The organism is Micromonospora sp. CA-111912 (assembly GCF_050948415.1).
Lineage (GTDB): Bacteria > Actinomycetota > Actinomycetes > Mycobacteriales > Micromonosporaceae > Micromonospora.
The window spans coordinates 5,408,979-5,431,890 of record NZ_CP192007.1; the positions used below are offsets into that span (position 1 = coordinate 5,408,979).

The 22,912-nt window shown below is 75.2% G+C and carries 18 protein-coding genes; 9 read left to right on the forward strand and 9 right to left on the reverse strand.

The window, feature by feature from the left end:
- The first annotated feature begins 67 nt into the window (after window positions 1-67).
- Window positions 68-673 carry a DUF3043 domain-containing protein gene (locus ACQPZO_RS22320; RefSeq protein ID WP_433343677.1) on the forward strand — a complete coding sequence of 202 codons (606 nt, stop codon included), beginning with the start codon at window positions 68-70 and terminating at the stop codon, window positions 671-673.
- Between the two features lie 22 nt (window positions 674-695).
- Here ACQPZO_RS22320 and ACQPZO_RS22325 read toward each other — a convergent pair whose 3' ends face one another.
- The 5 genes from ACQPZO_RS22325 to ACQPZO_RS22345 form a co-directional block, all read right to left on the reverse strand.
- The gene (locus ACQPZO_RS22325; RefSeq protein WP_433343679.1) at window positions 696-1,688 is read right to left on the reverse strand and encodes an ABC transporter ATP-binding protein; all 993 of its coding nucleotides are present in this window, start codon (window positions 1,686-1,688) and stop codon (window positions 696-698) included.
- A complete protein-coding gene (locus ACQPZO_RS22330) occupies window positions 1,685-2,542 on the reverse strand; it encodes an ABC transporter permease (protein WP_433343681.1) in 858 nt (285 codons plus the stop codon). Before ACQPZO_RS22330 ends, ACQPZO_RS22325 begins: the two co-directional genes overlap by 4 nt.
- Window positions 2,535-3,386, reverse strand: coding sequence for an ABC transporter permease (locus ACQPZO_RS22335; RefSeq protein ID WP_433343683.1), 852 nt, complete (start codon window positions 3,384-3,386; stop codon window positions 2,535-2,537). The genes ACQPZO_RS22330 and ACQPZO_RS22335 overlap by 8 nt, the downstream gene beginning before the upstream one ends.
- A 1,592-nt stretch (window positions 3,387-4,978) precedes the next feature.
- Complete coding sequence (locus tag ACQPZO_RS22340; protein WP_433351398.1) at window positions 4,979-5,659, reverse strand: hypothetical protein; 681 nt, start codon at window positions 5,657-5,659, stop codon at window positions 4,979-4,981.
- A 711-nt stretch (window positions 5,660-6,370) separates the two neighbouring features.
- A complete protein-coding gene (locus tag ACQPZO_RS22345) occupies window positions 6,371-7,150 on the reverse strand; it encodes a hypothetical protein (protein WP_433351400.1) in 780 nt (259 codons plus the stop codon).
- Between the two features lie 516 nt (window positions 7,151-7,666).
- Between ACQPZO_RS22345 and ACQPZO_RS22350 the strand changes: the two genes are divergently transcribed.
- Together ACQPZO_RS22350 and ACQPZO_RS22355 are read left to right on the forward strand one after the other, a co-directional pair.
- Window positions 7,667-9,256 (forward strand): WG repeat-containing protein, encoded by a 1,590-nt coding sequence (locus ACQPZO_RS22350; RefSeq protein WP_433351159.1) that lies wholly within the window; start codon window positions 7,667-7,669, stop codon window positions 9,254-9,256.
- A gap of 61 nt (window positions 9,257-9,317) precedes the next feature.
- Window positions 9,318-10,316 (forward strand): aldo/keto reductase family protein, encoded by a 999-nt coding sequence (locus ACQPZO_RS22355; protein ID WP_433343685.1) that lies wholly within the window; start codon window positions 9,318-9,320, stop codon window positions 10,314-10,316.
- A gap of 63 nt (window positions 10,317-10,379) precedes the next feature.
- On the opposite strand, the gene ACQPZO_RS22360 is transcribed toward ACQPZO_RS22355, so the two are convergent.
- Window positions 10,380-11,180, reverse strand: a complete 801-nt coding sequence (locus ACQPZO_RS22360; protein WP_433343687.1) for a site-2 protease family protein — start codon at window positions 11,178-11,180, stop codon at window positions 10,380-10,382.
- Window positions 11,180-11,380, reverse strand: coding sequence for a hypothetical protein (locus ACQPZO_RS22365; protein ID WP_396671022.1), 201 nt, complete (start codon window positions 11,378-11,380; stop codon window positions 11,180-11,182). The genes ACQPZO_RS22360 and ACQPZO_RS22365 overlap by 1 nt, the downstream gene beginning before the upstream one ends.
- Window positions 11,381-11,721: 341 nt before the next feature.
- Between ACQPZO_RS22365 and ACQPZO_RS22370 the strand changes: the two genes are divergently transcribed.
- The 3 genes from ACQPZO_RS22370 to ACQPZO_RS22380 all read left to right on the forward strand — a co-directional run bounded on the left by ACQPZO_RS22370 (window position 11,722) and on the right by ACQPZO_RS22380 (window position 15,926).
- The gene (locus ACQPZO_RS22370) at window positions 11,722-13,773 is read left to right on the forward strand and encodes a bifunctional adenosylcobinamide kinase/adenosylcobinamide-phosphate guanylyltransferase (protein ID WP_433343689.1); all 2,052 of its coding nucleotides are present in this window, start codon (window positions 11,722-11,724) and stop codon (window positions 13,771-13,773) included.
- Complete coding sequence (locus ACQPZO_RS22375) at window positions 13,763-14,572, forward strand: adenosylcobinamide-GDP ribazoletransferase (RefSeq protein ID WP_433343691.1); 810 nt, start codon at window positions 13,763-13,765, stop codon at window positions 14,570-14,572. Before ACQPZO_RS22370 ends, ACQPZO_RS22375 begins: the two co-directional genes overlap by 11 nt.
- A 64-nt stretch (window positions 14,573-14,636) precedes the next feature.
- Entirely contained in the window at window positions 14,637-15,926 is a 1,290-nt protein-coding gene (locus ACQPZO_RS22380) for a DUF2314 domain-containing protein (RefSeq protein WP_433343693.1), read from the forward strand.
- Between the two features lie 63 nt (window positions 15,927-15,989).
- Here the strand turns inward: ACQPZO_RS22380 and gcvT are convergent, their stop codons facing one another.
- Window positions 15,990-17,120, reverse strand: coding sequence for a glycine cleavage system aminomethyltransferase GcvT (gene gcvT / locus ACQPZO_RS22385; protein ID WP_433343694.1), 1,131 nt, complete (start codon window positions 17,118-17,120; stop codon window positions 15,990-15,992).
- Between the two features lie 164 nt (window positions 17,121-17,284).
- On the opposite strand from gcvT, the gene ACQPZO_RS22390 reads away from it, so the two are divergent.
- Window positions 17,285-18,853 carry a leucyl aminopeptidase gene (locus tag ACQPZO_RS22390; RefSeq protein ID WP_433343696.1) on the forward strand — a complete coding sequence of 523 codons (1,569 nt, stop codon included), beginning with the start codon at window positions 17,285-17,287 and terminating at the stop codon, window positions 18,851-18,853.
- 96 nt (window positions 18,854-18,949) lie between these two features.
- Here ACQPZO_RS22390 and ACQPZO_RS22395 read toward each other — a convergent pair whose 3' ends face one another.
- Entirely contained in the window at window positions 18,950-19,279 is a 330-nt protein-coding gene (locus tag ACQPZO_RS22395; protein WP_433343697.1) for a hypothetical protein, read from the reverse strand.
- Window positions 19,280-19,456: 177 nt separating this feature from the next.
- On the opposite strand from ACQPZO_RS22395, the gene lpdA reads away from it, so the two are divergent.
- Together lpdA and sucB are read left to right on the forward strand one after the other, a co-directional pair.
- Complete coding sequence (gene lpdA / locus ACQPZO_RS22400; RefSeq protein ID WP_433343699.1) at window positions 19,457-20,848, forward strand: dihydrolipoyl dehydrogenase; 1,392 nt, start codon at window positions 19,457-19,459, stop codon at window positions 20,846-20,848.
- Between the two features lie 73 nt (window positions 20,849-20,921).
- A complete protein-coding gene (gene sucB / locus ACQPZO_RS22405; protein ID WP_433343700.1) occupies window positions 20,922-22,820 on the forward strand; it encodes a 2-oxoglutarate dehydrogenase, E2 component, dihydrolipoamide succinyltransferase in 1,899 nt (632 codons plus the stop codon).
- Window positions 22,821-22,912: the final 92 nt, after the last annotated feature.

Below are 22,912 nucleotides of genomic sequence, written 5' to 3' on the forward strand. Positions count from 1 at the left end.
CACTGCCTGACCGCGCCCGGTGCACCGCGATGTGCACCGGGCGCGGGCGTTTGGCTACCCTTTCCTCGTGCCGTCGCTGTTTCGCCGCAAGTCCTCCGACCTCGTCGACGAGTCCGTCACCTCGGTGACGCCCGACGAGGCGTCCGCGCCCGCCCGCCGCAGCTACACCCCGAGCAAGAAGGAGCTGGGTCGGGAGACGCCGAAGCGGCCCGTCGCCGGCCGCCGGCCGGCCGGCCCGACCAAGCCGCTGAGCAAGGAGGAGGCCCGGGAGCGGCGGCGGCGGTTGCGCGCCGAGTCGTCGGCCGAGTTCCGCCGCGAGGGCGGACCCCGCGACCGGGGCCCGGTGAAGCTGCTGGCCCGCAACGTGGTCGACTCCCGCCGCACGGTGGGCACCTGGTTCTTCGGCGGGGCGCTGATCGTGCTGCTCGGCTCGAACCAGGCGATGCCGCCGATCGTCCGGCTGATCTCGAACATCCTGTGGGGCGTGCTCGCCCTCGGCGTGGTGATCGACTCGGTCCTGATCAGCCGCAAGATCAAGAAGCTGGTCCAGGCGCGCTTCCCGACCAGCGGCGAGCGGATGGGCTCGCTCTACCTGTACGCGATCATGCGGTCGATCACCTTCCGCCGGATGCGCGCACCGGAGCCCCGGGTCAAGGTCGGCGACCCGGTCTGACCCGCGCCTGCCCGGGCGGCCGTCACGATGCCGCACCGGAGGCCTCGACGAGGGGCCCTTCCCCCCGGCCGTAGAGCCGGGCGACGACCTCCTCGATGTCCGGCTCGACGATCGAGATGTCGCGCAGGGTGGCCAGCCCGGCCAGGGCGGCCACCACCTCGGCGGCACCCGCCGACTCCAGCGCGAAGACCAGCCGGTGCCCGTCCGCCTCGACCCGGCGCAGCGGGGCGCCGGGCAGCTCCGGCGGCTCCGGCAGGGCGGCGTCGAGATCGGCGACGACGAGGCGGCGCGAGCCGTACCGGTCGTGCAGGGCGGCGATCGTGCCGTCGTGCACCACCCGGCCGTGGTCGATCACCACCAGCCGCCGGCACAGCCGCTCGATGTCGGCCAGGTCGTGGGTGGTGAGCACCAGGGTGGTGTCGCCGGCCCGGCCCAGCTCGCCCAGGAAGCCCCGGACGGCCTGCTTGCTCACCACGTCCAGCCCGATGGTCGGCTCGTCGAGGAAGAGCACCTCCGGGCCGTGCAGCAGGGCGGCGGTCAGCTCGCCGCGCATCCGCTGGCCGAGGGAGAGCTGCCGGACCGGGGTGTCCAGGAAGCCGTCCAGGTCGAGCAGGTCGCGGCAGCGGCGCAGCCGGGCGGCGTGCGCGTCGGCCGGCACCCGGTAGACGTGCCGCAGCAGGTCGAACGAGTCACCCAGCGGCAGGTCCCACCAGAGCTGGGAGCGTTGGCCGAAGACCACGCCGATGCGCAACGCCAGCCGGGTGCGCTCGGGCACCGGGCGCAGGCCGCAGACGCGCACCTCGCCGGAGGTGGGGGTGAGCACGCCGGTGAGCATCTTCAGGGTGGTGGACTTGCCGGCGCCGTTCGGGCCGATGTAGCCCAGCATCTCGCCCCGCTCGACGAGCAGGTCGACCCCGTCGACCGCGCCGACGGTGCGCTTCTCGCGGCGCAGCCGCCCCGCCTTCACCCGGACCGTGAACTCCTTGCGCAGGTTGCGTGCCTCGATGACGCTCATGACCCCGTACTCCGGTAGTGGCGGACCCCGACGCGCCAGGCGGCGGCGGCGAGCGCGGCGGCGACCAGCGCGACCGCCGGGGCGGCCCAGCCGGCCCAGGCCGGCAGGCCGAGCGGGTCGGCGCGGCCGAGCAGCGCCAGCGCCGGCTGGTAGCTGACGAAGGCGAACCCCATCCCGTACGCGAAGGCCGCGCGGAACCAGCCGTCGAAGACCGTGACCGGGTACGAGGTGAAGTCCTTGCCGCCGTAGGTGATCGAGTTGGCCAGCTCCCCCGACTCGGTCCAGTAGAACGAGACGGTCGCGGTGGCCACGAAGACCGACCCGAAGAAGACCACCCCGGCGAGCGGGGCGATGATCATCAGCGCCACCCGGCCCGGGGTCCAGTCGATTCCCGCCGAGCCGACCGCCACCGCCAGCACGCCCACGCCGAAGACCACCCGGGACACCTTGCGCAGTGGCAGGTCCATCAGCAGGAGCTGGGGCAGCGCGCCGAGCGGACGCAGCAGCACGGCGTCGAACAGGCCGGTGCGCACGTACCGGGGCAGCCGCTCGACGTTGCCGACAAGCAGGTCGGCGATGGTGAACGCGGCGGTGGAGAGCCCGACCATGACCAGCGCCTCGCGGAGGGTGAACCCACCCAGCTCCCGGGTGACCCCGAAGATCACCAGCACGGTGACCACGTCGAAGACCGTGGCTCCGACGTTGCCGACCAGGTCCACCACGAACGACGTCCGGTACGCGGCCTGCGACCGCGCCTGCGCCCCGAGCAACGCCCGGTACGCGGCCAGCCGGCCGGACGGGCACCGAGGGCTCCCCGGTGGCCGCTGCCGGGGCAGGACGACCGGCTCAGCCACCCTGCACCACCAACCGGCCCTCGGCGCGGCGCTGCACCAGCCGACACAGCGCCAGGACCGCGACCGCCCAGCCGACCTGCACCGCGACCAACCCGACCTGGGTGGCCGCCGGGTCCCGCTCGACCAGCACGTCGAGCGGGATCTGCAACATGCTCGGGAACGGGGTGCCGAACTGCAACGCCAGGTAGAACGCGTCGGGCAGGAAGGGCAGCGGGAAGTAGAGCCCGGCGAGCACGCCCGAGGCGAGGGTCCACAGGATCTGCGGGCCACGGACGTCCTCGAGCCAGTAGGCGGTGGCGTTGACCAGGAAGCGGCAGCCGAAGGAGATCACCACCGCGAGCAGCACGGAGAGCGCGAACAGCGGCACGGTCGGCCAGCGGGCGGGCAGATGGACGTCGAAGAAGAGCGGACCCACCGTCAGCGGCGGCAGCAGCCGGGACACGCAGGCCCAGCCCGCCCGGCCCAGATCGGTGGCGAGGTAGCTGGTCACCGGGTGGACCGGCCGCAGCAGGTCGCTGGCCACCTCGCCGGTGCGGATCCGGTCGGCCAGATCGGTCCAGCTCCAGAACAGGACCACCGCCAGCAGGCCCTGCCCGGCCCAGACGAAGGTGGCGAGCTGCTCCCGGTCGTAGCCGGCGGCGCTGCCGGCCGCGCCGGCGACGGCGAGGAGGACGTAGCAGCGCAGGAACCCGAAGACGGTGTTGGTGACGGCACCGGCCACCGCCGCCTGCCGGTACGTGGCGTATCGTCGGAATCCCGATCCCGCTATGGCACTGAATGTCCGAAACCATAGGATAATGTTTGACTCGGTGGGCGGTGCCGCAGTGGCGGTGACAGAGCCCACGCCGTTACCCTCCTTCCGCAGCCACGCCATGCCGGACCGGGCGACTTTACCGGCGGGCGGGGCGCCCAGCGCGACAATTTCCAACGAGGTGACATCGCCGTGAGCGAGCGACGCGAGCCGGGCGCCAGGGCTCGCCACGCGAGCGGCGACGAGGCGTTGCGATGAGCGGCGACTTCTACGACCGCTGGCGCGACCCGGCCGAACCGTCCTGGGTCTTCGCGCCGACCTCGGAGTGGCGGCCGCAGTTCCCGGGGCAGCGCTACCCCGGCGACATCGGGCTGCGGCATCTGCGGCACCTGCCGCCCCAGCACCGTGGCCGGGCCACCGTCGTCGGCCGGGCCGAGGCGCAGCCGGTCAGCCCCGACGCCGGACCGGTGAGCCCGGCGCCGGGTGGGCGCGACGGGGCGTACCCCTGGGAGGCCCCCGCCCCGGACGGCCACGCCCGGCGCAGTTGGGACGACCGCCGCGCGGGCCCGGCCGAACCGCGCCGGCCCGACGCGCGCCCGGCCTGGGCCGGCCCGGCCCGGGACCGCGACATCCCCGTCGACGACCGCCGGGGCCGCGACGAGCGGGCTCCCGACCGGCACGGCCGCGACGAGCGCGAACAGGCCTGGCGCCCGCGTGGCACCGGGGCCGCAGAACACGACGAGCGCGGGTACGGCCTGCGGGGCGAGGACCGCCGGCCCGAGGCGACGGACCACGACCGGTCCGGCCGCCGGGGCCGCGATGACAGCGGGCGGCGCCTCGACCAGCACCCGGCGGACCGGGGGCCGGTCGAGGCGTACCCGCTGCGGCCCGATCCGGACCTGCCCGCGCGCCACGAGCCGCGCCGGCCCGAGTGGACGGTGGATCGCGGCCCGGCGGCCGGCTGGCACGGTGACCGGTACGACCAGCGGCACCCCGCCGACCCCGGCCGGCGGACTCCCCCGTCCGAGCCGTCGGCGCCGGTGTCCCCCGCGCACCGGCAGGAGCCGGGGTGGCTGCCCGAGCCGGAGGAACGCCGTCACCACTCCTACGACCGGACGACCGGCGACCGAAGCGGTTCCGACCGGCCCGGCCACGACCGGCCCAGACCTGACCAGCCCAGAGCCGACCGGCCCGGACCCGACCGGCCCAGACCTGACCAGCCCAGAGCTGATCGGCCCGGACCCGACCGACCCGGCTGGCCGGAACGTCACCGGCCCACCCCGGACCGCGACGGCCGGCCGAGCCCTGACCACGACGGCCGCCCGAGCCCGGAGCGTGAAAGCCGGACCAGTCCTGACCGCGCCGGCCAGCCGAGCCAGGAGCGCGACGGCCGGCCGGCGCCGGACCGCGGCGGCTGGACGCCGTCGCCCGGAACCGGCCCCGCGCGCCCCGTCGACAGGACGGTGCCCGAGCACGGGCAGCGGGATGCCGGCCGCTCCGGCGTCGGCCAGCCGGACGCCGGCCGACCCGCTGCCGGGGCGCCGCACCGCCCCGTCGATCGGGACGGGCAACCGCACCGGGACGCCAGCCGGGAGGCCGCCTCGTGGGCGGAGCCGTACCGCCACCCGACCGCTCGGCCGGCACCGGCCCGCGACGGCGGTCTGCCCTGGCCGGAACCCGGTCCCCTACGGCCGGACCTGGGCCGGATGCCGGGCCCGGATCGGGGACCCGCGCGCCCCGGCGACGGTTCCCGCCCCGCCGCAAGCCCGACCGACCCGGCTCGCCCCGAGGCGCGGCCGGTCGACGGCACACGGCCGGTCGACGGCACACGGCCGATCGACGGCACGCGGCCGGTCGACCGCGCGGAACGGGTCGACGGCACGCGACAGGACCCCTGGTTCGCGGACGCCGCCCGGGCCGACCTGCGCGGCCCGGACGGACCGGTCGAAGGCCGGCCCGACGCACGGTCCGCCAACGACCGGTACGGGCGCCCCGCGCCGGTCGACCGGGACACCCCATCGGCCCGCGAGAACCGGCCCGTTCCGCCCGCCCGCGACGAACGGCTCGCCCCTGCGCCCCGCGACGAACGGCGCGTCCCGCCACCTCGCGACGAACGGGGCACGCAGCCGCTCCGCGACGACCGGCGGTTCGCCGGGCACCCGCCCGAGGCCCCGGTCCGGCCCGTACCCGACGCCGACCAGCCGGCCGCACGCCGTCCCGGGCCGGATCCGGTCCACCCGGTCCCTCCGGCCGAGCACCCAGGCACCGAGCAGCCGCCCAGCGACGCGCTCCGGTTCGGCCCGCCGCCGCACCGACTGGCTGCACCGCACCGGCCACCGGCCGAGCCGGCCGCCAGCGCACCGCACGACGAGCACCGCACCCCGCTCACGACCGACGCGCCCGTCTCGGCCGCCCCGGTCCCGGGCCCCCCGGTCTCGGGCCCTCCGGTCCCGGACACCCCGGTCCCGGACGCCCCGGTCCCGGACGCCCCGGTCCCGGACGCCCCGGTCCCGGACGCCCCGGTCTCGGGCCCTCCGGTCTCGGACGCCCCGGGTCGGCCGGTCTCGGACCCGCCGGAGCCGGACCGGGCGGTGCTGGGTCCACCCGTGGCCGGACGGTCTGTTCCGGGGCGGCCCGTCTCGGGTCCTCCGAGCTCTGGGCCGCCGCTGGCCGGGCCGTCGGCTCCCGGCGCGTTCGGTCCCGAACGGCCGGCAGGTGGCATGCCGGTTGCGAGTGCCCCCGTGTCCGGCCCGCCGGTCTCCGGGCCACCCGCGCCGCCCGTCCCCGCACAGCCGGTAGCGCCGGTCGCCCCGCCACCCGCCACCCGGGCGGCCACGGACCCGACGTCCGTCGCGCCGGTGTCCGGGCCGCCTGCACCAGCGGTGTCCGGGCCACCCAGCCGGCCCACGCCACCGGTACGGCCCGTCTCGGGGCCGCCCGGGGGCATGGCGTCCGCTGCCCCGGTCGAGCCGGTCTCCGGGCCGCCAACGCCCCGGCTTCGACTGGAGTTCCTGCCGGCCCCCGAGCCGTCCGGGCACGTATCCGCACCCGCACAGCGGGACGAACCGCTGGTGGGGTCAGCCCCGCGCGCCGGCACACCGACAGCGGCGGGCCCGGTGGACGCGGTGGCCGACGAGCCCGTACCGGTGGATGTTGCCGGGCCAGTTCCGCCCACCCCGGCAGATCGCCTTCCGGCCGCCGCCGGGGCACCCGCCGACCCCAGCCCGGCGCCCGAGGCCGCAGAGCCGGACGCCGGTGTGCGGACGCCGGACGCGGGCGAGTTGTCGTCGTCCCTTCGAACCGAGGACGACAGCCCCGCCGAGCGCGCGGAAGCACGGCCGGTTCCGCGCCAGCCGGAGCCAGCCGAGGTGTCGACCGACCCGTTGCCTGCGGTCCCGGAGCCGTTGCCTGCGTTCCCCGAGCCGCTGTCTGCGGTCCAGGCCGCCCCTGAGCCGCCGGTCGAGCCGGATTCGGGCCCAGTCGATCCACGACCCGCCGAGCCGGACGCCAGCCCGATGGACGTCAATGGGGCGGACGACGACCGGCTGGATGCCATCGTCGGCTGCCCGGAGCCGCCGGCCGGTCCGCTGCCCGACGCCGGCGACACCGGCCTCGCCGTGGATCTCGACGATGCCGCCGTCGGCGTGGACGCCGACAACCCCGGGGCGGACGCCGACGGCACGGATACCGACGGCACGGACGTCGACGGTCTCGTCGACGCCGATGGGGCGCATGTCGGAGCCGTTGAGCCGCAGGTCCGGGCGGACGAACCGCGCGTCGTCCCCGACGAGGCGAGTGGCGTCGCCGACGAACCGCGCCTTGTCGCCGACGAGGCGAGTGGCGTCGCCGACGAACACGAAAGTCTCGCCGTCCGGGCCGTTGAGGAGACGTCGGGGAGCGAGCCGACCCCGCAGTCTCGGCAGGAGGCGCGGCCACCGGGCCGGCAGCCGGTCGACGAGCCACTGTCGGCCGTGACCGCCCCCGCGCCACAGGACACTGTGGCCACGGCCGCGCCCGCCGACTCCCCCACGGCGCGGCCCGCACCGCCTCCGGACAGCCCCGACGCTCCGGTGTCGACCGAGCCGTCACGCGCCCCTGCGCCCACCCCGGACCACTCGGACGCCTGGTTCCGACCGAGCAGGCCCGCACCGCCGGCCCCCGAGCAGGTGCCGGCCCCCGAGCCGTCGGCCCCGGAGGCGGCCCGCCCGCCGGCCGCGACGGCCACCTCGGGAACCTCGCCCGTCGCGGTGTCGGCGGAGGAGGGACCGGCATCCGCGCCGAGGGGTGTGGCTGCGGCGGCACCGGTGTCGGCGGCACCGGTGCCGGAGCAGCCGACACGCCCCGTCTCCGCGCCGCCGGCACGGCCCGCCTCCATGCCGCCGACGCGGCCCATCTCGGGACCGCCGGCACGGCCCGCCTCGGGACCACCCGCGCAGCCCGCCGGCACGCCGCCGGCACGGCCCGTCTCGGGACCGCCCGCGCGGTCCGTCTCCGGGTTGCCGGCGTACCCCGTGTCGGGAGTACCGGCGTACCCCGTCTCCGGGCCGCCCGGGCGGCCGGTGTCGCCCGCCGGGTCGGGGTCCGTCCCCGCCATGGACGTGCGGGTCGGGCAGGACCGGCGGGCCGTTGCCCCGGCCGACGGGGCGGTCGGTGTCGCCGACCCGGAGCAGGCGCTCGCGGCGTTGCGGTGGCGCCTGCACCCGGAGACCCTGCGGGAGGAGACCGACGACCCGGGGCGGTTGCGGGCGGTACGGGACGGGCTGACCGCCAAACTGGCCGTCGCCCTGGACAACCGGTCCCGGGCCCGGCTGCTCAGCCTGCGGGCTGTCGCGTCCCGGATCCTCGGCGACCTCGACGACGCGCTCGACGACGCCCGGCTCGCCCTGACGTACGCCGAGACCACCGGCGAGTTGCGGCGGACCGCGCTGACGCGGGCTCGGCTGGCCCACGTGCTGCGCTGGCGGGGCGAGTTCACCGAGGCCGACCGGCTGTTCGCCGAGGCCAACTCGACCGAGCTGCCCGACCGGCTGCGCGCGGCCCTGCACGAGCACGCCGGGCGGAGCAGCTACGACCAGGGCCGGTTGATCGAGGCGTGTCACCACTTCGAGCGGGCGTTGGACCTGCACCGGGCGGCCGACGCCGAGCTGACCGGCCGGACCCGGGTGGCCCTCGACGCCGTCGCCGAGCGGGCCGGCCGGGACGGCTTCGGCCCGTACCCGCGCAGCCGGGACGAGATCCTGCGCACCGGCCGGCCGCCGGTGCCCACGTACGACGAGGACCTGGACCGGTGGGGGTACGCCGACGCCGACGGCAACCTGGTCGTCGGCACCGACCACGCCGAGGTGCAGCCGTTCCGGGAGGGGATGGCCTGGGTACGCCGCCCGGAGGGCGCCCGCTGGGCGCTGATCGACGAGACCGGGCGCACCCTGATCCAGGCGAACAACGGCTACCGCGCGGTCGGCTCGTTCTCCGACGGCCTGGCCTGGGTCTCGATGGACGGCACCGGCGACTGGATGGCGATCGACCCGTCCAACATCGTGGTGATCCCGCCGGGCTTCGACGACGTACGCCCGTTCCGGCGCGGCGTGGCGGCGGTCCGGGCCGACGGCGGCTGGGGAGTCGTCGACCGTTCCGGCGCGGTGGTCGTGCCGACCCGGTACCACGGCCTCACCACGGCGCTCGCCGACGGACGCTATGTCGACGGCTTCACCGACGAGGGCCTGGCCGTGGTGGAGCTGAACGGCCGACGCGGGGTGGTGGACCGCACCGGCCGGATGGTCGTGGCGCCGACGCACCCCGCGCTGGTCGTGCACCCGGTCGCGTTCCTGGTCGGCGACGGCGCCGGCCGCTGGGGCGCGCTCGACCGGCGGGGCGAGCCGTTGCTCGACCCGGTGCACCCGAGCCGGGACCGGGTGGTGGAGCAGATCGACCGGCTCCTGGCCGACACCAGCCCACTGCTGTGACCTGCGCGGCGCGCCGGCCCGCCGACGAGTGACCATGATCCGACCGGGCTAGGGTCGGGGCATGGAATTCCGACACCTGGGCCGCTCGGGCCTGCTGGTCAGCGAGATCTCGTACGGCAACTGGATCACCCACGGCTCGCAGGTCGAGGAGGACGCGGCGACCGCCTGCGTCCGGGCCGCGCTGGAGACGGGCATCACCACCTTCGACACCGCCGACGTGTACGCCGGCACGAAGGCCGAAGAGGTGCTCGGACGGGCCCTCAAGGGCGAGCGCCGCGAGGGTCTGGAGATCTTCACCAAGGTCTACTGGCCGACCGGCCCGGGTCGCAACGACCGCGGCCTGTCCCGCAAGCACATCATGGAGTCGATCAACGGCTCGCTGCGCCGGTTGCAGACCGACTACGTGGACCTCTACCAGGCCCACCGGTACGACCACAGCACGCCGCTGGAGGAGACGATGGAGGCCTTCGCCGACGTCGTGCACTCCGGCAAGGCGCACTACATCGGCGTCTCCGAGTGGCGGGCGTCGGAGATCCGCGAGGCCCACCGGCTCGCCCGCGAGCTGCGCGTGCCGCTGGTCTCCAACCAGCCGCAGTACTCGATCCTGTGGCGGGTCATCGAGACCGAGGTCGTCCCCACCAGCGAGGAGCTGGGCCTCGGGCAGATCGTCTGGTCGCCGATGGCCCAGGGCGCGCTCTCCGGAAAGTACCTGCCGGGCCAGCCGCCGCCGGCCGGCTCCCGAGCCACCGACGAGAAGTCCGGGGCGAGCTTCATCGCCAAGTTCCTCACCGATGACGTGCTGACCCGGGTGCAGCAGCTCAAGCCGCTGGCCGAGCAGGCCGGGCTGACCATGCCACAGCTCGCCATCGCCTGGGTGCTGCAGAACCCGAACGTCTCCTCGGCGATCATCGGCGCGTCCCGCCCTGAGCAGGTCCGCGACAACGTCAAGGCGGCCGGCGTGAAGCTGGACGAGGGCCTGCTGAAGGCGATCGACGACATCTTCGACCCGATCGTCGAGCGCGACCCGGCGAAGACCCAGTCCCCGCCCCAGCGGCCGTGACCCTCGGGTCCGGCCGACGCGAGTGCGCCGGCCGGACCCGGATCAGCCGCGCTCAACCCCTGATCAGCCGCGCCAGAAGCGGATCAGCTCCAGGCCGATCTCGTAGAGCCACGGGGGCAGGCCGAGCAGGTTCGCCACGGCGAAGACCGCGTCGAAGAACCAGCCGCCGATGCGCGGGTTCCACAGCAGCGCGAAGAGCAGGATGAACCCGTACGGGGCGAACAGGTCGTACATCCGCCGCCACTGGGGGTTCAGCCACGGCTGGATCATGTTGCCGCCGTCCAGGCCGGGCACGGGCAGCAGGTTCAGCACGCTGGCGGTGAGCTGGAGGAACGCCAGCAGCGCCAGCCCGGCCCAGAACTCCACCGACCCACCCCCGCCGAACCCGATCCGCAGCACGGCCACCAGCAGCAGGGTGAACAGCACGTTGGTGGCCGGCCCGGCGAGGCTGACCAGGGTGTGCCGCAGCCGCCCCGGGATGGCGTGCCGGTCCACCCACACCGCGCCGCCGGGCAGGCCGATCCCGCCGAGCAGCACCACCACCACCGGCAGCACGATCGACAGCAGGGGGTGGGTGTACTTGAACGGGTTGAGCGTCAGATAACCCCGGTGCGCGACGCTGCGGTCCCCGGCCCGGTACGCGACCACGGCGTGGGCGTACTCGTGCAGGCAGAGCGACACCAGCCAGCCCGAGACGACGAGCAGGAACACGTCGAACCGGACGTTGCCGATCCGGTTCCAGGCCAGGACGGCGCTGGTCACGAACAGCGCGACCAACGCCAGGAACACCGGGCTGGGCCGGAACGCCGCCCGGGGCACGCCGAGCACGAGCGGCTCGCCGCCGTCCGGACGGTCCGACACCATCACTCGGCCGGGGGCTGCAGGCTCATCCGGTAGTCGACCCGGTCGTCCTCGACGAGCACGACCGAGGTGACGCCGGACGCCGCGAGCTCCCGCCAGGCCTGGCCGATCCACGACTCGGCATCCGCCTGGCTCCCGAACGTCTCCGTCGGCCCCTCGGTCGACTCGCCGTTCGCGCCCTCGTACCGCCAGCTCCACGCCATGCCGCGTCTCCCCTCGCCGCTGAAGTCCCTGTGACGAACCCCGCAAGCGTAGTCGGCCGCGGCGCCGGGCGGCCCGACGCTCCACCCGGGGGCCGCGACCGGCCCCGGCGGGCGGTGGGTCGCGACCGGGGGCATGGGGGCCGTCCGGCGGCTCACCGGATCCGCAGCACCGACGGCGGTTCCTTCGCGTACCACGCCGGGCCCGTCCGGGCGGACGCGGACCGGACCTGCGTGCGGTGGGGCGGCGCGGTCGGCGGGGTCGGCTACGGCAGCCCCTTCGAGCACTGCGGGTGAGCCGGGCCGGCGGGCGGCGCGGCGTCCGGCGGCTTTAAGGTACGGACATGTCCGTTGACGGGTGGAACACGGTCCTGGTGCTCGGCGGTATCCGCTCCGGCAAGTCCGAGTTCGCGGAGTCGCTGGTGGCCGACGCGCCCACGGTGCGCTACGTCGCGACGTCGGCGTCCGGCGATCCGGAGGACGCCGAGTGGGCGGCCCGGCTGGAGGCGCACCGGAGCCGCCGCCCGGGGAGCTGGACCACCGAGGAGACCGCCGACGACCCGCGCCGGCTGGCCGACGTCGTCTCCTCGGCCGGGCCGAACGACACGCTGCTCGTCGACGACCTCGGCGGCTGGGTGACGGTGTTGCTCGACCCGGCCCACCAGCCGGCGGACGACACGGCGACCATCGCCGAGCTGGCTGCGGCGCTCCGCGACTGCCCGGCACGGGTGGTCCTGGTCAGCCCCGAGGTGGGGCTGTCGCTGGTGCCCACCACCCCGCTGGGCCGGGCGTTCACCGATGCCCTCGGGGCGGCCAACCGGGCTGTCGCCGACGCGTGCGACGCGGTGGTCCTGGTGGTCGCCGGCCAGGCGTGCTGGTTGAAGCCCTCCGCCGCCCCGCGCGCTACCGCCACCGTCCCGGCGCAGGCCGGGCAGGGGCAGGGCGCGCAGGCCGGGCAGGGCACGCAGGCCGCGCCGGTGACGTGGACCGGGGACGCGTCCGCGCGTTCGGAACCGGCCGCCGCTGCCCGGCCGAACGACGGCGAGCGGGAGGCCCCGCTGCCGGACGTGCTCACCCCGACCGCCCCGCCGGAGCCGGTCGGCGCGCCCTGGTCGGCGCCCACCATGGCGCTGCCGGTGGTCGCCACGGGCCTGGTCATCCAGGCCGGCATGGAACTGCCCATGCCCGACGAGTACGCCGGGCCGCAGGCGACGGAGCGGCTCGCCACCCTGGACGTGCCCGGTGCCGGGCTGGGCGTGCTGGAACGGGTGGTCGGCTTCGCCGCCGCCACCCAGGGCACCGCCACCCCGGCGCCCTGGGGCACCGTACGGGTGCTGCTGCTGCACGGCGACCACGCCGGGGGCGCCGCCGCCGGCTCCGTGCCCGGCGAGTCGGCCCGGCGGGCCGCGCAGGCCCGCGCCGGCCAGGGCGTGCTGGCCCGGCTGGCCGCCGAGAGCGGAGCCAGCCTCCAGGTGGTGGACGCGCCGGCCGCCGAGCCGATGGAGGGCGTTGCGGCGCTGGACCACGAAACGGTGGAGAAGGCCCTGCGGTACGGCTGGCGGCTGGCCGAGGAGGCCGCCGACGCGGGCGTACAGCTGCTGGTGCTGGCGTCGTGCGGGGCCGGGGCCGACGCCGCCGCGGCGGCGGTGCTCGCGGCGACCGCCGGCGCGGAGCCGCCGGCCGTGCTCGGCCGGGTGGTGACGGCGAACGGCGAGATCGACGACGCGGCCTGGATGCGGCGCTGCGCGGCGGTCCGGGACGCGATGCACCGGACCCGGCGCTCCCCCCGAAACGCCAAGGACGTGCTGGCCGAGCTGGGCGGCGGGGACATCACAGTGGCCACCGGCGTGCTGCTCGGCGCGACCGCCCGCCGGGTCCCGGTGCTGCTGGACGGCCCGGTCGGCCTGGCCGCCGGCATGGTCAGCCGGGACCTAGCCGGGCAGGCCCGGCACTGGTGCCTGCTCGCCGACTGCGGCGGCCACCCGGCGGTCCGGCTCGCCGCCGACGTGCTGGGGCTGACCCCGCTGCTGGACCTGCGCCTCGACCTGGGCGAGGGCGCCAACGCGCTGGCCGCGCTGCCGCTGCTGCGCTCGGTGCTGTCGCTGGCCGCCGCGCTGCCCACCCGCCCGGAGCCCGCCCGCCCCGGTCCCGGCGGCGAGGAGCCCGGCCGCGAGGGCGTTGGCGGGGAGGACCCGGGCGACGGGGAGCCCGACTTCCGCGAGCCGGAGCCGGCCGGCCCCGGCCCGGCCACCCCCGAACCGACCGGCCCCGAACCGACCGAACCCCAACCCGCCGGACCCGGACCCGACGGACCCGGAATGGCCACCACCGGAACGGCCACCACCGGACCGGACCAGCCGGCCCAGCCGGACCCGGCCGGCTGGCGTGCCGGCTGAACCCGACGACCGGACCGGGCCCGTCGGGCCGGCCGGACGAAGGTACGCCGACGGCGTTCGGCTCGCGCTCACCACGTTCACCGTCCTGCCGGTACGCCCCGGCCGGGTGGACCGGGCCACGGCGGGCGCCGCGATGGCGCTGGCCCCGGCGGTCGGCGCGCTGCTCGGGGCGATGCTGGCCGGTACTCTGCTGCTCCTCGCCGTCGCCGCCGCACCGCTGGTCGCGGCGGGGGTGACGGTCGCGGTGGGCGCCCTGCTCACCCGAGGGCTGCACCTGGACGGGCTGGCCGACACCGTGGACGCGCTCGGGTCGTACCGGCGTGGGGCGGCGGCGCTGGAGATCATGAAGAAGCCGGACGTCGGCCCGTTCGGGGTGGCCGCGCTGGTGGTCGTACTGCTGGTGCAGGCGGCGGCGCTCGCGGAGCTGGCGGGCCGGTCGTGGCCGGCGACGCTCGCGGCGGTGGTGACGGCGACGGCGGCCGGCCGGCTCGGGGTCACCCTGGCCTGCCGGCGCGGGGTGCCGGCGGCCCGGCCGGACGGGCTGGGCGCGCTGGTCGCCGGCACCGTCGGCCCGGTCGCGGCGGCGCTCGGCACGGCCGCCGTCGCGGTCGTCGCGGTCGCCGCCGTCCCGGGCCGCCCGTGGCAGGGGCCGCTCGTCGTGCTCGCCGCCGTCGCCGTCGCGGCCCCGCTGCTGCGCCACGTGGTACGCCGCCTCGGCGGGATCACCGGCGACGTGCTCGGCGCCGCCGTGGAGCTGGTCACCACGCTGGTCTACCTGGGTCTGGTGCTGACCCGCTGATCCGGGCCCGCCGGGCCGGGTAGCGTTCGGGCGACAGGCCGGCGCGGGGAGACGGGGGATCCACATGCTCATCACCGACGACTTCCTGCCCGTCCCGGTCCCCGAGTCACTCAGCGCCACCTACCTGGTGCCGATGGCGGGGCTGCCGAGGGTCAGCGCGAAGACCGCCGTGCGGGCGCTGGCCGGCCGGCTCGCCGAGCCGGTGCACGGGCTCGCCACCCAGATGCTGGACAGCCCGCTGATGAGCGTGGACACCCGGCCGATCTCCGAGTTCCCCGCGCTGCCGCCGGACCTGCTCACCGCGTTCGGGGCGACCGGGGCGCAGCTCGACCGGCTCGCCGCGGCCACCCACCTGGTGGTGGTGCAGGCGGAGTACCGGCCGGGCTGGCCGCCCGCGCACGAGTGGGCGGCCCGGGCGGTGGCCGCCGCGGTCGCCGAGACCGTCGGCGGCGACGTGGTGGACGTCTTCGGCCTCCAGTTCCTCGACCCGGCGGCGGCGCTTCGTTCGCTGCCGGACGAGCAGGGCCGGATCCGGCTGGTCGACTGGGTGCTGGTGCCGTACTCCTCGGACGCCGACGGTCTGTGGTTCACCACCAAGGGGCTGCGCCGGTTCGGGCTGCTGGAGTTGCAGACCCAGGGGGTGCCCGACCACCTCACCAGGGCCTGGGGCGCGGTGATGACCGGGGCGGCCCGGCGGCTGCTGCGGGACTGGACCGACGGGCTGGCCGGCGAGGAGGTGCCCGCGTTCGTGCAGCTTCCGGTGCTCGCCACGATCACCGGGCACGACATCGCGGTGGCGTACGGCAATCCGGAGCAGCACGGGGCGACCGCGCCGGTGCTGCTGCGGCTGGAGCTGGACCCGGCCACGGACCCGGAGGCCGACTCGTTCCTGAGCCTGTGCCCGCCGCCGGGGCACCCGGGGCCGGCGGGAAGGTACTTCGCGGCGGCCTGCGCCACCCTGTTCAACGGCATCCAGCCGGACAAGCGCTACGCCCGCCGGGGCGACGCGATGAGCACGGCGATCGCCACCGCCCGGGCCGGCCTGGACGACATCCGGGCCCGGTTCCTGGCCGATGGGCTGCCCGGCGAGTCACAGCTCGTGGTCAAGTACGGCCTGCCGGCCGACGAGGGCCCCGAGTACGTCTGGGCGGGGGTGACCTCGTGGCAGTCCCCGGAGCGGATCGTCGGGGCCAGCGTCACCGACGCCGACACCGACCCCACGGTCCGCATCGGCTCCCCCGTGACGATCGAGGCAACGGACGTGGTCGACTGGGCGGTCCTCGACGGGACCGGCGTGACCGAGGGCGGCTGGACCCAGGCAGTCCTGGACGCCGACGACAACCGCCCCGCCTGACCCCACCCCCTTGGACGTCGGGGGCGGGGCCGGGCGGGGCGGGTCAGCGTGGGCTGCGGTGGGTCAGCGGACCGAGGGGGTTACGAAAGGCGGGCGGGTGAGGCGCATGGGGGCGCGGCGGCCGCGGATGTCGACCTCGACCGTGTCGCCGTCGGCGAGGGCGGCGGACGTGTCGAGCAGGGCCAGGGCGATGCCCTGCTTGCGGGTCGGCGAGAAGGTGCCACTGGTCACCGTGCCGACCTGCGTGCCGCCGGCGTACACCGGCATGCCGGGGCGCGGAATCGCCCGGTCGACCGCCTCCAGGCCGCGCAGCGTACGCGCCGGACCGGCGGCCTTCTCGGCGCGCAGCGCGTCGCGGCCCCAGAACGCCGGCTTGTCCCAGCCGACCGCCCAGCCCGAGCGCGCCTGCACCGGGGTGATCTCCGGCGACAGGTCCTGCCCGTGCAGCGGGTACCCCATCTCGGTGCGCAGGGTGTCCCGCGCCGCCAGCCCGCAGGCCCGCGGCTCGTACGCCTCGCCCGCGGCGAAGATCGCGTCCCAGACCGCGACGGCGTGCTCGGCCGGCACCACCAGCTCGTAGCCCAGCTCGCCCGTGTAGCCGGTGCGGCACACCACCATGTCCGCGCCGGCCAGGGTGGCGGCGCGGAAGCTCATGTAGCCGTGGTCGGTGGGCAGGCCCAGCGCGCCGAGCAGCTCCGCCGAGCGCGGCCCCTGCACGGCCAGCACCGCGTACGCCTCGTGCTCGTCGGTGACGACCAGCCCCTGCGGCGCGGCGGCCCGCAGGCGGCGCACCACCTCGGCCGTGTTCGCGGCGTTCGGGATCAGGAAGACGTGGTCCTCGGCGTGCAGGTAGGCGATGATGTCGTCGACCACGCCGCCCGTCGCGTCGTCGCAGCAGAGCGTGTACTGCGCCTGGCCGGGGCCGATCCGGCCGAGGTCGTTGCTGAGGGAGGCGTTGACGAAGTCCGCCGCCCCGGGCCCGACCACCCGGGCCTTGCCCAGGTGCGACACGTCGAACACCCCGACCCCGGTACGGACCGCCGTGTGTTCCTTGAGGACTCCGCCGCCGGCGTACTCCAGCGGCATCTCCCAGCCACCGAACAGGGCGAACTTGGCACCGAGGGCGGTATGCCGCTCGTGCAGCGGGGAACGGCGCGGCCGGGTCGCGGCGGCGTCGGAGGTCACGTCGGTCATGGGTGGCAACTTACCGGTGCCTTAACGGCTGGTTAGCATCGGCGGGAGCCCGCCGGAGCAGTTCGGTGGGACAGCCCCAATCGTCCGGCGGTACGTTACCGCCGGAGACCTTCATCGCCGGTACGCGACGACGCGGCCGGCCCGGCCCGCCCGGAGTAGCTTCAGTGACATCGCCCAGCACCACCATCAGCCTGGTCGACACCGACCCCGCCGAGCTCGCCGTCGACGCGATCGTGATCGGCCTGCACAGCCAGACCGGAGAGCAGGACATCGCCGGTCCGGCCGGTGCGCTGCTGCTCGCCAGCGGTGCCGAGAGCATCGCCGCCGCCTTCGACGGCAAGCTGACCGAGACGCTGGCGCTGCTCGGCGCGACCGGCGCCCCGGGCGAGGTGATCAAGCTGGCCACCCTGGGCACCATCACCGCCCCGGTCGTCGCCGCGGTCGGGCTCGGCGCGGAGCCGACCGGCGCCGCCCCGGCGCCGGAGACGCTGCGCCGGGCGGCCGGCTCGGTGGTCCGGGCCCTGGCCGGGGCGCGCCGGGTGGCGCTGACCCTGCCGCTGCCCGACGACGCCGACGCCCCCGCCGCGCTGCGCGCGGTCGCCGAGGGCGCGCTGCTCGGCTCGTACCGCTTCGCCGGGTACAAGACCCGGCCGCAGCCGGCCCGGCGAGAGCCGGTGGCCGAGGTGCTGATCGCCGTCCCGGAGGCCGGCGACGCGACCGCCCGGGCGGAGGTCGAGCGGGCGCAGGCGGTGGCCGGCGCGGTCCGGCTGACCCGGGACTGGGTGAACACCGCCCCGAACATGCTGCGTCCGCCGGCGTTCGCCGACGTGGTGGCCGAGGCCGCGCGGGCTGCCGGGCTCGGCGTCGAGGTGCTCGACGAGAAGGCCCTGGCGGCCGGCGGCTACGGCGGCATCATCGCCGTCGGCCAGGGCTCCGAGGCCCCGCCGCGCCTGGTCAAGCTGACCTACACGCCGGAGGGTGGCGGCACCGGCAAGCGGGTGGCGCTGGTCGGCAAGGGCATCACCTTCGACACCGGCGGCATCTCGATCAAGCCGGCCCAGGGCATGTGGGAGATGAAGTCCGACATGGGCGGCGCGGCTGCGGTCGGCGCGGCCATGCTGGCGATCGCCGCGCTCAAGCCGGCGGTCGCGGTGACCGGGTACCTGCCGATGGCCGAGAACATGCCGTCGGGCACGAGCTACCGGCCGGGCGACGTGATCACCATGTACAACGGCAAGAAGGTGGAGGTGCTCAACACCGACGCCGAGGGCCGGATGGTCCTGGGCGACGCCCTCGCCCGGGCCTGCGAGGACGGCGCCGACTACCTGTTCGAGACCTCCACCCTGACCGGCGGTCAGGTGATCTCGCTGGGCAAGCGGATCGCCGGGGTGATGGGCAGCCCGGAGCTGTGCGAGCGGGTCCGGGTGGCCGGCGACGCGGTCGGCGAGCCGGCCTGGCCGATGCCGCTGCCGGACGACGTGCGTAAGGGCATGGACTCCGACGTCGCCGACATCTCGCAGGTCAACGCCGGGATGGACCGGGCGGGTCACATGCTCCAGGGCGGGGTGTTCCTGCGCGAGTTCGTCACCGACGAGGTGGCCTGGGCGCACATCGACATCGCCGGCCCGAGCTACCACTCGGGCGAGCCGGTCGGCTACTGGACCAAGGGCGGCACCGGCGTCCCGGTTCGCACCCTGATCCACCTGGTCGAGGACGTCGCCACCAACGGCTGACCTCCCGCGTACACGTAAAGACGCGCACTTTCACGGAAAGAGTGGCCATTCCGCGCGGAATGGCCACTCTTTCCGTGAATAAGGGGTCCGCGGGGGTCAGGGGAGGTGGGGGCGGCGCTTGCGGCGTTCGTTGTAGTCACGCATGCGCTGTGGGTAGCCCATCAGGCGGACGTCGTAGACGGGGATGGCCAGCTTGTGGGCGAAGCGGCGGGCGCCCTCGGGACTGTCGACGCGGCGGCGGGTCCACTCCCCGTCGTCGGCGATGAGGATCACCGTGGTCTCGGTGACGGTGGTCCGCGGCTCGATGAACGCCTCGACGCCCCGCCGGGTTCGGACGAAGTTCTCCAGGTGTTCGAGATCGGCGCGGTCGGACGCGCGATCGCGGCCCTCCGGGCGCGCCTGCTTACGTCGTCGGAACAGCGCCACCGACCGTCTCCCCCGTGTCCGTCATCGAAACCGGTGCCAAGCGTACGTGTCGGTGACGTGTCGTTGGGCACCTCACTACGCGGCCGATGGGCGGTGGTGACAAGATGACCGAGGTGGGGACTGTCCGTGCCACCCCGCCGTGACCCCCGATGCAGTGACGCGAACTGGGAGTTGGACGTGAGCGAGCCGAACGACGCAACCTTCGACATCGTCATCCTCGGAGGTGGCAGCGGCGGCTACGCGGCGGCGCTGCGCGCCGCCCAACTGGACCTGTCGGTCGCACTGGTCGAGAAGGGCAAGCTCGGCGGGACCTGCCTGCACAACGGCTGCATCCCGACGAAGGCCCTGCTGCACGCCGCCGAGATCGCCGACCAGACCCGTGAGTCCGAGCAGTTCGGCGTGAAGGCCGAGCTGGTGGGCGTCGACATGGCGGGCGTCAACTCGTACAAGGACGGCGTGATCTCCCGGCTGTACAAGGGCCTCCAGGGCCTGGTGGGCAGCTCCAAGAACATCACCTTCGTCGCGGGTGCCGGCAAGCTGGTCGCCCCGAACGCCGTCGAGGTCGACGGCAAGCGCTACACCGGCCGCAACGTCGTGCTGGCCTCCGGCTCGTACGCGAAGAGCCTGCCCGGCCTGGAGGTCGACGGCGAGAAGATCATCACCAGCGACCACGCGCTGAACCTCGACCGGGTCCCCTCCTCGGCGATCGTGCTGGGCGGTGGCGTGATCGGTGTCGAGTTCGCCAGCGTGTGGAAATCCTTCGGCGTGGACGTGACGATCATCGAGGCGCTGCCCCGGCTGGTCGCCGCCGAGGACGAGGAGTCGTCGAAGGCGCTGGAGCGGGCCTTCCGCAAGCGGAAGATCAACTTCAAGGTCGGCAAGCCGTTCGAGAAGGTCGAGAAGACCGACAAGGGCGTCAAGGTCACCATCGCCGGCGGCGAGACCGTCGAGGCCGAGCTGCTGCTGGTCGCCGTCGGCCGCGGCCCGAACACCGCCGACCTCGGGTACGAGGAACAGGGCGTCAAGACCGACCGCGGCTATGTGCTGACCGACGAGCGGCTGCGCACCGGCGTGCCGAACGTGTACGCCGTCGGCGACATCGTGCCCGGCCTCCAGCTCGCCCACCGCGGCTTCCAGCAGGGCATCTTCGTCGCCGAGGAGATCGCCGGCCAGAACCCGGCCGTGATCGACGAGGCCGGCATCCCGCGGGTCACCTACTGCGACCCGGAGCTGGCGTCGGTCGGCCTCACCGAGGCGAAGGCCAAGGAGCAGTACGGCGCCGACAAGGTCAAGACGTACAACTACAACCTGGGCGGCAACGGCAAGAGCCAGATCCTCAAGACCGCCGGCTTCGTGAAGCTGGTACGGGTCGAGGACGGCCCCGTCGTCGGCGTACACATGGTCGGCGCCCGGGTCGGCGAGCTGGTCGGCGAGGCGCAGCTCATCTACAACTGGGAGGCCTACCCGGCCGAGGTGGCGCAGCTCGTGCACGCCCACCCGACCCAGGGCGAGGCCCTGGGCGAGGCGCACCTCGCCCTCGCCGGCAAGCCGCTGCACGCGCACGCCTGATCGAGAACTGATTCCGCGGCGTCCGGCGGCAGACGGGCGAAATCGCACCAGGGGAATAAAGGAGTTTTAGAACATGCCGGTATCGGTCACCATGCCTCGGCTCGGCGAGAGCGTCACCGAGGGCACCGTCACCCGCTGGCTCAAGCAGGAGGGCGACACCGTCGAGGTCGACGAGCCGCTGCTCGAGGTCTCGACCGACAAGGTCGACACCGAGATCCCGTCCCCGGCGGCGGGTGTGCTGAGCCGGATCGTGGTGGGCGAGGACGAGACCGCCGAGGTGGGCAGCGAGCTGGCCGTCATCGCCGGCGAGGGCGAGTCGGCAGGCGGCGAGGCGGCAGGCGGCGAGGCCGCCGCGCCGCAGCAGGAGGAGCCGGCCGAGGAGGCCGCCGAGGCCGCCGCCGAGCCGCAGGCCGAGGCGGAGCAGCCGGCCGTCGAGGAGCCGGCGGCCCAGGACGCCCCGGCCCCGTCGGGCGAGGGCACCCCGGTCAAGATGCCGGCCCTGGGTGAGAGCGTCACCGAGGGTACGGTGACCCGCTGGCTCAAGCAGGTCGGCGACGCCGTCGAGGTGGACGAGCCGCTGCTGGAGGTCTCGACCGACAAGGTCGACACGGAGATCCCGTCGCCGGTCGCCGGCACCCTCCTGGAGATCAAGGTCGCCGAGGACGAGACCGCTGCCGTCGGTGCCGACCTGGCGATCATCGGCGCGGCCGGTGCCGCCCCGGCCGAGGCGAAGCCCGAGCCGAAGGCGGAGGCCAAGCCGAAGGCAGAGGCCAAGCCCGAGCCGAAGGCAGAGGCCAAGCCCGAGCCGAAGGCAGAGACCAAGCCCGAGCCGAAGCCGGAGCCGAAGGCAGAGGCCAAGCCCGAGCCGAAGGTGCAGGAGCCGACCCCGGGTCAGTCGTACAACGAGCCGGCGGCGGAGGCCGAGACCGCGGCCAAGCCGGTGCAGGCCGAGCAGCAGGCCCAGCCCGCGGCACCGACCGCCACCCCGCAGCGCCCGTCGGCACCCGCCGAGGGCGGCGGCGAGGAGGCTGCCGGGTACGTGACCCCGCTGGTACGCAAGCTGGCCGGCGAGCACGGGGTGGACCTGTCCTCGATCAGCGGCACCGGTGTGGGTGGCCGGATCCGCAAGCAGGACGTGCTGGAGGCTGCGGAGAAGGCCAAGGCGGCGAAGGCCGCCCCGGCCCCGGCGGCACAGCCGGCCGCCCCGGCGGCCCCAACCAAGCCGGCCGCGAAGCCGCAGCCGAGCGCGAAGCGCGGCACCACCGAGAAGCTGCCCCGGATCCGGGCGACCATCGCCAAGCGGATGCAGCAGTCGCTGCACGAGATGGCGCAGCTCACCACGGTGGTCGAGGTGGACGTCACCAAGGTCGCCAAGCTGCGGGCCCGGGCCAAGGACTCGTTCCAGCAGCGGCACGGGGTGAAGCTGTCGTTCCTGCCGTTCTTCGCCCTCGCGGCGGTCGAGGCGCTCCAGGCGTACCCGATCGTGAACGCCAGCATGGACCTCGACGCCGGGACGATCACCTACCCGGCGGCCGAGCACCTCGGCATCGCGGTGGACACCGAGCGCGGCCTGATGGTGCCGGTGATCCACGGCGTCGGTGACCTGAACCTGGGCGGGATCGCCAAGCGGATCGCCGACCTGGCGGAGCGCACCCGGACCAACAAGATCAGCCCGGACGAGATCGCCGGGGCGACGTTCACGCTGACCAACACCGGCAGCCGGGGCGCGCTGTTCGACACCCCGATCGTGCCGTCGCCGCAGTCGGCGATGCTCGGCACGGGCGCCGTGGTGAAGCGCCCGGTCGTGGTGAGCGACCCAGAGCTGGGCGAGGTCGTCGCGGTCCGCTCGATGGTGTACCTGGCCCTGTCGTACGACCACCGGCTGATCGACGGCGCGGACGCGGCCCGCTTCCTGGTCGCGGTCAAGGAGCGGCTGGAGGCCGGCAACTTCGAGGCCGAACTCGGCCTGTAACTTTCGCTGTCCCACGCGACGGGCGCCCCGGTCACACCGACCGGGGCGCCCGTCGCCGGTACTCCTCGAAGTACCCTGAGCCGAATCGACCC